This is a genomic window from Rhodococcoides kyotonense, from assembly GCF_001645385.1.
GTDB classification, from domain to species: Bacteria; Actinomycetota; Actinomycetes; order Mycobacteriales; family Mycobacteriaceae; genus Rhodococcoides; species Rhodococcoides kyotonensis_B.
On record NZ_LVHI01000041.1, the window covers coordinates 162,550 to 172,994 of the forward strand.

Annotated in this window: 10 protein-coding genes and 1 pseudogene; 2 read left to right on the plus strand and 9 right to left on the minus strand. The window is 66.0% G+C overall.

The annotated features are described in order from the left end of the window. Nucleotides 1–14 precede the first annotated feature (14 nt). The 6 genes from A3K89_RS25200 to A3K89_RS25225 form a co-directional block, all read right to left on the minus strand. Complete coding sequence (locus A3K89_RS25200) at nt 15–683, minus strand: ABC transporter ATP-binding protein (protein ID WP_068432443.1); 669 nt, start codon at nt 681–683, stop codon at nt 15–17. Next, nucleotides 680–1,591: an ATP-binding cassette domain-containing protein gene (locus A3K89_RS25205; RefSeq protein WP_068432446.1), complete on the minus strand. Its 912-nt coding sequence runs from the start codon at nt 1,589–1,591 to the stop codon at nt 680–682. Before A3K89_RS25205 ends, A3K89_RS25200 begins: the two co-directional genes overlap by 4 nt. Then, nucleotides 1,588–2,409: an ABC transporter permease gene (locus A3K89_RS25210; RefSeq protein ID WP_068432449.1), complete on the minus strand. Its 822-nt coding sequence runs from the start codon at nt 2,407–2,409 to the stop codon at nt 1,588–1,590. Before A3K89_RS25210 ends, A3K89_RS25205 begins: the two co-directional genes overlap by 4 nt. Beyond that, nucleotides 2,402–3,478, minus strand: coding sequence for an ABC transporter permease (locus A3K89_RS25215; protein WP_068432452.1), 1,077 nt, complete (start codon nt 3,476–3,478; stop codon nt 2,402–2,404). Before A3K89_RS25215 ends, A3K89_RS25210 begins: the two co-directional genes overlap by 8 nt. Further along, complete coding sequence (locus A3K89_RS25220; protein WP_068432453.1) at nt 3,433–5,043, minus strand: ABC transporter substrate-binding protein; 1,611 nt, start codon at nt 5,041–5,043, stop codon at nt 3,433–3,435. The genes A3K89_RS25215 and A3K89_RS25220 overlap by 46 nt, the downstream gene beginning before the upstream one ends. Before the next feature lie 126 nt (nt 5,044–5,169). Beyond that, nucleotides 5,170–6,423 carry an MFS transporter gene (locus A3K89_RS25225; RefSeq protein WP_068432455.1) on the minus strand — a complete coding sequence of 418 codons (1,254 nt, stop codon included), beginning with the start codon at nt 6,421–6,423 and terminating at the stop codon, nt 5,170–5,172. Between the two features lie 95 nt (nt 6,424–6,518). On the opposite strand from A3K89_RS25225, the gene A3K89_RS25230 reads away from it, so the two are divergent. Beyond that, nucleotides 6,519–7,091 carry a TetR/AcrR family transcriptional regulator gene (locus A3K89_RS25230; protein ID WP_068432456.1) on the plus strand — a complete coding sequence of 191 codons (573 nt, stop codon included), beginning with the start codon at nt 6,519–6,521 and terminating at the stop codon, nt 7,089–7,091. On the opposite strand, the gene A3K89_RS25235 is transcribed toward A3K89_RS25230, so the two are convergent. Both A3K89_RS25235 and A3K89_RS25240 read right to left on the minus strand, forming a co-directional pair. Further along, entirely contained in the window at nt 7,050–7,832 is a 783-nt protein-coding gene (locus tag A3K89_RS25235) for a glutamate racemase (protein WP_068432457.1), read from the minus strand. The two genes, A3K89_RS25230 and A3K89_RS25235, sit on opposite strands and share 42 nt — an antisense overlap. 3 nt (nt 7,833–7,835) lie before the next feature. Next, a complete protein-coding gene (locus tag A3K89_RS25240; protein WP_068432487.1) occupies nt 7,836–9,011 on the minus strand; it encodes a cystathionine gamma-synthase in 1,176 nt (391 codons plus the stop codon). A gap of 73 nt (nt 9,012–9,084) precedes the next feature. Here A3K89_RS25240 and A3K89_RS25245 point away from each other — a divergent pair, with 73 nt between their 5' ends. Further along, nucleotides 9,085–10,269: an acyl-CoA dehydrogenase family protein gene (locus A3K89_RS25245; RefSeq protein ID WP_068432460.1), complete on the plus strand. Its 1,185-nt coding sequence runs from the start codon at nt 9,085–9,087 to the stop codon at nt 10,267–10,269. A 35-nt stretch (nt 10,270–10,304) separates the two neighbouring features. Here the strand turns inward: A3K89_RS25245 and A3K89_RS26870 are convergent. After that, a pseudogene (locus A3K89_RS26870) lies at nt 10,305–10,445 on the minus strand (IS30 family transposase); the annotation flags it as partial.

Below are 10,445 nucleotides of genomic sequence, written 5' to 3' on the forward strand. Positions count from 1 at the left end.
AATTGCTGACCTCTTCAGGTTGCACGCCTACCCTGAAAGTCCACGCCGTCCATGCTGTGGACTTCCTGGGTGCACAGCGCATTCAGCAGTTCGGTGTCGTGGCTGATCAGCAGGACACCCATTCCCGTTTCTTCGGCCTCGTTCCGAATGACGTGCATGATCGAGGCCGTCGTAGCCGCGTCGAGCATGGCCGTCGCCTCGTCGCAGATCAGATACTTCGGCTCCTGCGCCAGTGCCCGTGCGACACACGCTCGTTGCAGCTGCCCGTCGCTCACCTGGTGTGGACGACGCGTCAGCAGATCCGGCGTCAGGCCGACACGTGCAGCGAGATCGTGCGCGACGATCTTCCGCCCGACGATCGCGGCGGGCTGTTCGATGATGGACCGCAACGACATTCGTGGATCCGTCGCGGCGCGTGGCGACTGGAACAGCATCGCCACCTGACGCCGCATGGACGCGGGCACGCCGAAACCAGTTCCTGGAACTGTACTTCCGTCGATGGTCACCGTCCCCGCGCGCGGTTCGAGCAGCATCGCCAACACCCGCGCCAACGTCGACTTTCCGGAGCCCGACGGCCCGGCAAGACCGACGATCTCTCCGGCCGACACCGACAACGACGCGTCCTGCAGCACGTTCGACGTACCGGCATATCCCGCGGTGATTCCGACTGCGTCGAGACTCATGCACTCACCCTCGTTCGGTATGCCCTGCTGCCGAGCGTGACCAGTTCGGTCGGTCCGCCGGACATGACGGTGTCCGGTCTGCGCAGGTGATAGACGCACTCACCCGGCAGATCGGTGAGTTGTGGCGGGGTACCCGGCATGGGATGCAGCCCTCGCGACGGTAACGCGTTCACCAGATCCCGCGTGTAGTCGTGAAGCGGCTCGTCCAGAACCAGTGCGGCAGGGCCGGTTTCCATGATGCGCGACGCGTACATCACCGCGACTCGATCGGCGACGGCCGTGCGCATGAGCGACGCCAGGTCGTGAGTGATCAGCAGGACCGCGGCCCCGTCGTCGGCACACCGACGCAGGAGGCGCAGAACCCGATCGGTCAGTTCCCCGTCGAGGCCCGCTGTGGGCTCGTCGGCGACGATCACCGCGGGATCGCCGACGAGCGCACCCGCGATGGCGACGCGCCCGGCCATGCCGCCGGACAATTCGTGCGGGTACAGGTCCAGGTCGGCAGGGTCGAGACCGACGGTGCGCGCAAGTTCGTCGGCACGATGGCGTGACCCGAGTACTCGTATGGTCTCGTCGAGCTGCGACCGAGCCGTCCGCACCGGCGTCAGATACGACGACGCGGACTGCGGGATCAGCGCGACGTCACGGCCGCGGAAACCACTGTCGGCGAAGACGTCTACCGTGCGATTCGCAGTCGTGACCTCGATCGATCCCGACACCCTCGATCCGACGGGCAACATTGCCATCACGGCCGACGCGAGAATCGATTTGCCGCAGCCGGATTCACCGACCAACGCCGTGACCGTCCCTGCCGGGACGGACAGATTCACGCCCGTCGCGGCGTGCACGACCGAGCCGTTGCCCAGTGGAATACGAATCGTCAGGTCGTCGATCGTCAGTGCAGTCACAGTCGGAGCTCCGAAGGCTTGGGCGGGACCGTCGCGGCGCGTAGCGCCGACCCCGCAACGGCCATCGACACCGTGGCCAGGACGAGGATTCCGGCAGGAAACACCAGAGTCCACCAGCCACCGAGCAGCAACGAACTCCTTGCTTCGGACAGCAGAGTTCCGAGACTGGGTTCGTGCGGCGGCAATCCGAAGCCCAGGAAGGACAGGGTGGACTCGTGCCAGATCGCGTGCGGCAGAAGCAGAACGACGGCGACCAGAGCCTGCGGCAGGATCGCCGGCACCATGTGCCGCGTGATGACATGCGTGCGACTCGCGCCTGCAAGGACCGCCGCGTCGATGTAAGGCCGTCCACGCAGGCCGAGTATTTCCGACCGCACGATGCGCGCGACCTGCGTCCAGTGCGTCAGCGCGATCGACAGCACGATCGCGACGAGGCTACCGCGGAACATTGCGACGATGACGATCCCGAGCAGCAGGTGCGGCAACGCGTTGATCGCGTCGGTACTGCGCATGACGACGCGGTCCACCGGGCCACCCCACAGTCCGGCGATCGTTCCGACGGCCGCTCCGATCACCGTCGCCAACAGCGCACACGCGGCGGCGATCACCAGAGACGTACGGATCGCTGCCGCGCTGCGGACGAGCAGGTCTCGACCTGCCGAGTCCGTACCGAACCAGTGGGACGTCGACGGCCCTTGCCTGGCCGCAGCGAAGTCGGTGACACGATCGTCCACTCCCGACAGCCACGGCACGAACACCGCGTACAGCGCGAGCACAGCCAGAACCGCGCCCGCTACGGCGAGCCTGCGCCTATCCATCGGTCGTCACTCGCGGATCCAGACGTGCGACAACCACATCGGCGAGGAGCGATCCGAGCAGTACCGCCAACGTCGTTCCGATCGTCAGAAAGGCGAGCAACGCCATGTCCAGATCACGCGCGGATTGCACGATGGCTCCGGCGATTCCTGGCCACGAGAACACTTCCTCGACGAGGACCGCGCCGACGACGAGCTCCGGCAGTCGCACGCCGACGACGTTGACGAACGGGGCGAGCGACGTCGGCACGATGTGCTTCCGTGTGATCGTCGACGTCGGAATACCGCGTGCCACTGCGCCTGCGACGAAGTCCTCTCCGCGCGAGACCGATACGGACTCGCGAACAGCCAGCAGCAACCACGGCAGCTGCGACAGCGCGAGAACCGCGACCGGGAGCGCCATGTGTGCCGCGACGCCGGCGAACGTCGGGTCGGCGCCCGCGTCCGTCAGCCCGGCGACCGGCAGCCAGCCGAGCCCGAGTGCGAACAACGCGATCGCGCCGAGCGACAACACGAACGGTGGCAGACCCTGAATCGTGATGCACAGGGCGGTGACTGCGCGGTCGAGGATTCCACCGCTTCGAATTCCTGCGAGGACGCCGAGTACCAGCGCGACCGTCACGGCGAGCGCAAGCCCGACGCCTGCGAGCAGCAACGTCCACGGCACGCGCTCGGTCAGCACGTCCACCACCGGCTGCCCGAAGGACCGCGACATGCCCAGGTCACCGGTGAACAGACCCTGCACCCACTGCCAGTACGTGGTGTACCAGGGCTGATCCAGACCGAGCTGCTCGGCGATCATCTGCTTGTCGGCATCCGACGTCGTCGTGTACCGAACTCCGAGATAGGCGACGAGCGGATCGAACGGCGAAATCGACGCTGCCGCGAACAAACCCGCGGACACCGCAGCGCACACCGGAATCACGAACATCAGCCGGCGGCCGATCATGGCGAGGATCCCTCGGCGACGCGCACTCGGGTCGTGACGCGTCGTGGTCCTCGCGTCGGGCCGCGCGATCGTGGCCGTCACGACTGCCTCGTCCACGTCTGCAGCGACCACCACGGTCCCCATGTCACACCGTGCGCATGCGGTTCGAGGATCGGCCCGGACTTCGTCCAGTCCGAATCCTTCGACACGTACGTGTGGTCGAGGAACACCAGATAGACGTAACCGGGATCGTCGACGTACGCCCGCTGCATGTCGCGATACGCCGCGTCACGTTCGGCTGGGTCGAGGCTCCGACGTCCGGCCTCGAGCGCAGCATCGACGGCTGGGTTCGAGTAGTCGCTCGCGTTGTCGTAGATGCTGCCGACTCCCGGTTTCACGAACTCGGAATCGAGTGCGTTGTACGCCTGGGTATCCGGGTCGTACGGTTCGGAACCACCGCCGAGCAGCGTCGCGTCGTACGAGATGCGCGGGTCGATCCGGTCCCAGGACAAAGCCTCCAGATTCACTTCGACGCCGACCGCCAACGCATCGGATGCGAACGCCTGGGCCAGATCCCGTCGCACCGTGTCCGACGCGTTGTACATCACCGAGAACTCGGCACGCACCCCGTCCCTGACGCGTATGCCGTCGGGCCCGACGACCCACCCCGCCGCGGTCAGGAGCCGTTCCGCCTCAGCGGGATCGTAGGGGAACGCGGCCGATGGCTCGTACGCAGCGCCGTACACCTCCGGGATGGGTGTCGCGGCGGGGCGGCCGTGTCCGCCGAGGATGTTGTCGACCATCGACTGGCGGTTCGCGGCGAGGTTCAACGCCATCCGCATCGCCTTGTCCCCTGCGACGGGATTGTCGGTCGGCAGGGACACACCTCGCCAGTCCGCAGACGTGTTGGCGGTCAACGACATTCCGTCACGTCCGTCGAGAGTCTCGGCGAGCAGCGGCGGGAGGTTGGTTCCGTCGATCTCCCCCGCCGCCATACGCTGGGCTCGGGTGTTGTCGTCCGGAACGTACAGCAGAGTCAACTTCTTCACTTCCGGTGCGCCGTCGAAATAGTCCTCGTTGGCTTCGAACACCGCACGGTCGGGAGACAGGTCGACAAGCGTGTACGGGCCGGTCCCGATCGGCGCGGTGTTCAGACTCGACTCGGCCGCAAGCCCCTCGGTCGCAACGGATTCCGACGGTACGATGCCGATCAGCATCTTCGTCGGCATCGCCGAATAGGGATAGGCGAGACGAAATTCGACGGTCCGAGGGTCGAGCGCGGTCACCTCGGTGATCATGTCGAACGACGACCGTGCCTCCGACGCCGACGCCGGATTCAGGATGGCGTCGTAGGTGGCGACGACATCCGCCGCGTCGAACGTCGACCCGTCGGAGAACGTGACACCCTCGCGCAACGGAACCGTCCAGACGGTCGCGTCGGCATTGGCAGTCGGGAGCTCCGTCGCGAGGGACGGTTCGAAACCGGGAAGACCGTCGGCGCCGTCGAGCTTCAGCAGCCCGTCGTACATCTTGGCCTCACCCGCGGCGCCGTAACCGGCGATCGGGTTGTAGCCACCGAGTTCGTAGCCGTCCGCGAGGACGAGACCGTCCTGGGCCGACGAGCCCGACGAGTTCGTCGGCGCGCTGCACGCAGCCAGTGCGAGAGCGCACAGGGATGCAGCGCCCACAGCCAGTCCTGACCGAGCCATCGACCCTCCTTCGTTCATCTGAGCACTTGTTCAGATAAACAAATAGTCCCACAGACGACGAGGGACGGCAGCGAGACGACCGACTACCGCCCGGTCGTCCGGCAAGACTGGACGATCGGGTAGGGCTCAGACCTGAACTGCCACAGCGCTTCGCTCGCGCCTCGAGGCGACGATGCTGCCCACCGACGACGCCAGCGCCAACACGATCACCATCCCGCCGTAGACCACTGCGGTCGGCTCCAGACCGAAACCGTGAACCGCCAGGCCACCGACCACGGCAGGAACGCTGAATGCGGTGTAACTGATGACGAACGTGGTCGCGAAGGCACTGCCTCGCTCGGCCGCGGGAACCAGCGCGCCGAGTGTGCGCATCGCACCCAGGAAGGCACTACCCCACCCTGCCCCGGCGACGACCGCACCTGCGAAGTACAGCGTTACCGATCCGGCAGCGACGGCGATCAACGACGCAGTGACACCGACGGACAACACGATCGCCCCGCCGATCATCACAGCTCGAGGTGGTCGATGCCGAACCGTCGCGGCCGCAGCGGAACCCGAGAAGAAGAGGGCGAAGATCTCGAGCCCGCCGACGATGTGATTGTCGATGCCGAACAACGAACCCATGATCGACGGCCCGAGCGACAGGTGGAACCCGCCGAGCGACCACGTTGCGATCAATACCGGGACGATCAACAGGAACTGCGCGCGAATACCCTCCGGGATCGAGACTTTCGGCCAGAGCAACTGTGCAAGGTGGCGACGGGACTCCACGCCGTGCAAGGCCGATGTCTCCGGCACGAACAACAACACTGCCGCCAGGAGGACCGTCGACGCGATCAGGAGCGCGAAGACGAGAACCGTCGGTGCCGGTGCGAGTTGAACCAGCAGCCCGGAACCCAGTGCACCGGTGGCCAATCCGATCGACGGTGCCACACTGTTCACCAGCGGGCCCGACCATTCCGACGGCTGTAGATCGATCACAGCTGCGCTCAGAGCCCCCGTTGCCGTTCCCGCGGCCAATCCCTGCACGACGCGCGCCGCGATCAGAGTCGGCACGTCGTCGGCGACGACGAACAGCACGAGGCTGACGACCAGAAGTCCGAGCGCTCCGAACATGATCGGCTTTCGACCCACATGGTCGGACAGGCTTCCGACAACCAACAGCGCCACGAGCAGAGCGAGCGCGTACACGGCGAACACGATCGTCAGTGTCGTCGACGAGAAGCCCCAAGCTTGCTGATAGACCGGGTACAGCGGCGACGGTGCCGCCGACGACGCCATGACGACGAGATACGTCACTCCGACCGCGAGGAACGCGATCGAAGGCGGCATCCGTCGTGCCGATCGCTTCGCCGTTTCGGGCGCAACCGTCTCAGTCATGGAACCTCCCCAAGCGCCTAACGCAACTTCTATTGCTTTAGACGACGATAGACCGATGGCTGCACTAACGCCAATCCGTTTGCAATAATGGAGAAATGTCCGTTACCGATCGCCGTACGGCCCGCCCGGGCGGGCGCAGCGCCCGTGTCCGCGCCGATGTTCATCGGGCGGTCACCGAGCTGATCGGTGAAGAGGTCGACGCCTTGTCGATTCCCCTGGTTGCCGAACGCGCAGGCGTGGCTGCCACCACCGTGTATCGCCGGTGGGGCGACCTCGACGCCTTACGCACCGAGGTGGCGATGGAAGTCCTGACGGCCGACGGCCCCGTGCCCGACACCGGTGACCTTCATCGCGATCTGGCCATCTGGTGCGAATTCCTCGTCACCGACATCGCACGACCCGAACGCACCTCGTTTCTGCGCACTGTCGTGGGGTCGACGAAGGACGACACAGGCAAGAGTCACTGCCTCGACAAACGCGAACTGCAGATCGACACCATCCTCGGGCACGCCCGCGACCGCGGAGAGCCCGCCCCCACCCGCGACGACGTCATGGATCACGTCGTCGCGCCGTTGTACTTCCGCATCCTGTTCGGACTCGGCGGTACGGACGTCAGCTATGCGCGCTCACTGGTCGATCGACTGTTCCAGCACGAGGCCCGCGAGTAACCGTCCTTCGTGGTGCGCCAGCGCGCTCGCCGGGAGGCTGCCGTCACGTCCGCTGAGCGAGACCGTCACCGCACCCGACCCCGACGCGGGGCGACCCAACTGGTCGATGCGCCGAAGGGTCTGTCGCGCAACGGCTTCCGCGCTGTCGAACAGCGTGACACCATCCGGGAGCGCCGCCGCGATCTCGGCGGCGACGAGCGGGTAGTGCGTACACCCGAGCACGACGGCCTCGACATCCGAGGGCGTCGCGGCCGCGGCGGCATCGATGGCGCGTGAGATGCCGTCCCTGTCCCCCCGATCGATGGCGTCGGCCAGCCCATGGCAGGCGATCGCAGACACGGTACGACCGGGTGCGAAATCCTCGATCAACCGCGCTTGATAGGCACTTGCCGTCGTCGCCGCCGTTGCCCAGACAGCGATCCGATCATGTTCTGCCGCAGCGGGTTTGATCGCGGGAACCGTGCCGACGACGGGAACGGCCGTACCCAGGTGAGCACGCAGGTGCGTCAACGCGGTGACGCTTGCCGTGTTGCACGGCAACACGATCACCTCCGCGCCGGACGCGACGGCCCGATCGGCGGTCCCGAGTACACGGTCGACGACCCACTCGTCGGCCTTCGGTCCCCACGGAGCCCCGTCCGGGTCCATGAGGAGGAACAGATCGAGCTCGGGACGCAGTGTTCGAAGATGTGCCGACGTCGGCAACATTCCGAGTCCCGAGTCGATCAGTCCGACGATCATTCCTTACTGACCCAGCGCCTGCTCGATGTCGCCGACGAGATCGGCACCGTCTTCGATACCGACCGACAGACGCACCAAGTCGTCCGGAACCTCGAGCAAGGAACCGGCCGTCGACGCGTGCGTCATCGCACCGGGGTGCTCGATGAGCGACTCGACGCCGCCGAGCGACTCTGCCAGCGTGAAGATCTCCGTGCGCGCGCAGAAGTCCAGCGCAGCCTGCTTGCCGCCCTTCAACCGCACCGAGATCATGCCGCCGAAGCGTCGCATCTGCTTGGCGGCGACCGCGTGCGACGGGTGCTCGGCGAGACCCGGGTAGATGACCTGCGAGATGGCCGAGTGCCCGGAGAGCACCTCCACGATCTTCTCCGCATTGTCGCTGTGACGTTCCATGCGCAGGGCGAGGGTCTTGATGCCACGCAGCGTCAAGAACGCGTCGAACGGTCCGGGAACGCCGCCTGCGCCGTTCTGCAGGAACGCGAACGCCGCGTCGAGCTCCTCGTCGTCGGTGACGAGCGCGCCACCGACGACGTCGGAGTGTCCGCCGATGTACTTGGTCGTCGAGTGCAGTGCGACGTCGGCACCGAGCTGCAGCGGCTGCTGCAGGTAGGGCGACGCGAACGTGTTGTCGACGACGAGCTTCGCATTGCCCTCGTGCGCGACACCGGCAAGCGCCTCGATGTCACCGACGTTCAGGAGCGGGTTCGTGGGCGTCTCGACCCACACGAGCTTCGTGTTGGGGCGGATGGCATCACGCACGGCGTCGACGTCGGAGACCGCGGCGACCGAGTACTCGATTCCCCACTGCGTGAACACCTTGTCGATCAGACGGAACGTACCGCCGTACGCGTCGTTCGGAATGACGAGGTGATCGCCGGGACGCAAGGTCGCGCGCAGCAGCGCGTCCGTCGCAGCCATGCCCGACGAGAACGCGCGCCCGTAGGTGCCCGACTCGATCGCCGCGAGGTTGGCCTCGAGCGGCCGACGCGTCGGATTACCGGTGCGTGCGTATTCGAAGCCGCTGCGCATACCGCCGACGCCGTCCTGAGCGAACGTCGAGCTCGCGTAGATCGGCACGTTGACCGCGCCCGTCAGCGGATCGGGTTCGTACCCGGCATGAACCGCCTTGGTGGAAAACCCCTGCCAGGAGGTGCTGTCTGCCTTGCTGCGCTGCTCACTCATGGCTTCCAGCCTAATAGGCAGCAGAACTGAGTAGCCTGCGGGAGACACCGCCGAGAAGAAAGAGGCACCCATCGTGGCCGATTCGACTTCACGCTCGCAGAGCGTCGACGAACTCTTCGCCTTCGAGACCCTGCTCGACACCGAGGAGAAGGACATCCGGGCCACGGTGCGTGCGTTCGGCACCGACCGCATTCGCCCGCACCTCGCCGACTGGTTCGAGGAGGGGACCGTCCCCGCGCGCGAACTCGCGAAAGAACTCGGGGCCCTGGGTCTGCTCGGTATGCACCTCGAAGGGTACGGCTGCGCGGGCACGTCGGCGACGGCATACGGACTCGCCTGCATGGAACTCGAGGCGATGGACTCAGGTATCCGCAGTCTCGTCTCGGTGCAGGGATCGCTCGCGATGTTCGCGATCTGGAAGTACGGGTCCGAGGAGCAGAAGCAGCAATGGCTTCCCGGCATGGCCGAGGGAAACCTGATCGGCTGCTTCGGGCTGACCGAGGCCGACTACGGCTCGAACCCCGGTGGAATGCGGACGCGCGCCAGGCAAGACGGCAGCGACTGGATTCTCGACGGCAGCAAGATGTGGATCACCAACGGTCCCGTCGCCGACGTCGCGATCGTCTGGGCGCAGACCGACGACAAGATCCGTGGCTTCGTCGTTCCGACGGACACACCGGGCTTCACGGCGAACACCGTGAAGAAGAAGCTGTCGCTCCGGGCGTCCATCACCGGTGAGCTCGTTCTGGACGGCGTCAGGCTGCCGGAGAGCGCGATGCTGCCCGAGGCCCGCGGACTCGGCGGCCCGCTGGGCTGTCTGAACGAAGCGAGATTCGGCATCGTGTTCGGCGCGATGGGAGCGGCCAGGGACTGCCTCGAATCGGCGATCGAGTACTCGAAGACGCGCGAGGTGTTCGACAAGCCGCTCGGGGGCTATCAGCTCACGCAGGCGAAGCTCGCGAACATGGCCGTCGAACTCGGGAAGGGCGAGCTGCTCGCACTGCACCTCGGTCGACTGAAGGACCAGGGTGAACTGCGCGGCGAGCAGGTGTCGGTCGGCAAGCTGAACAACGTACGCGAGGCGCTGAAGATCGCTCGCGAATGCCGAACCATCCTGGCGGCGAACGGAATCACGCTCGAGTACCCGGTGCTACGACACGCCAACAACCTGGAGTCGGTGTTGACGTACGAGGGCACCTCCGAGGTGCATCAGCTCGTCATCGGTCAGGCGCTCACCGGTTCCAGCGCGGTTCGGTAGGCGCTCCGCGCATGTGAGTGCGAATGTCGGCGGTCTCAAGCGGTCATCGCAACGAGCGTCTTGTCGTATGCCTTCAGAGGAGTATCCCATCCGAGGGTCCTACGGGGACGGTTGTTGAGTAGGTCCTCGACCTCGGCGAGCCGTTCTGGGGAGTGAACGGACAGATCGGTGCCTTT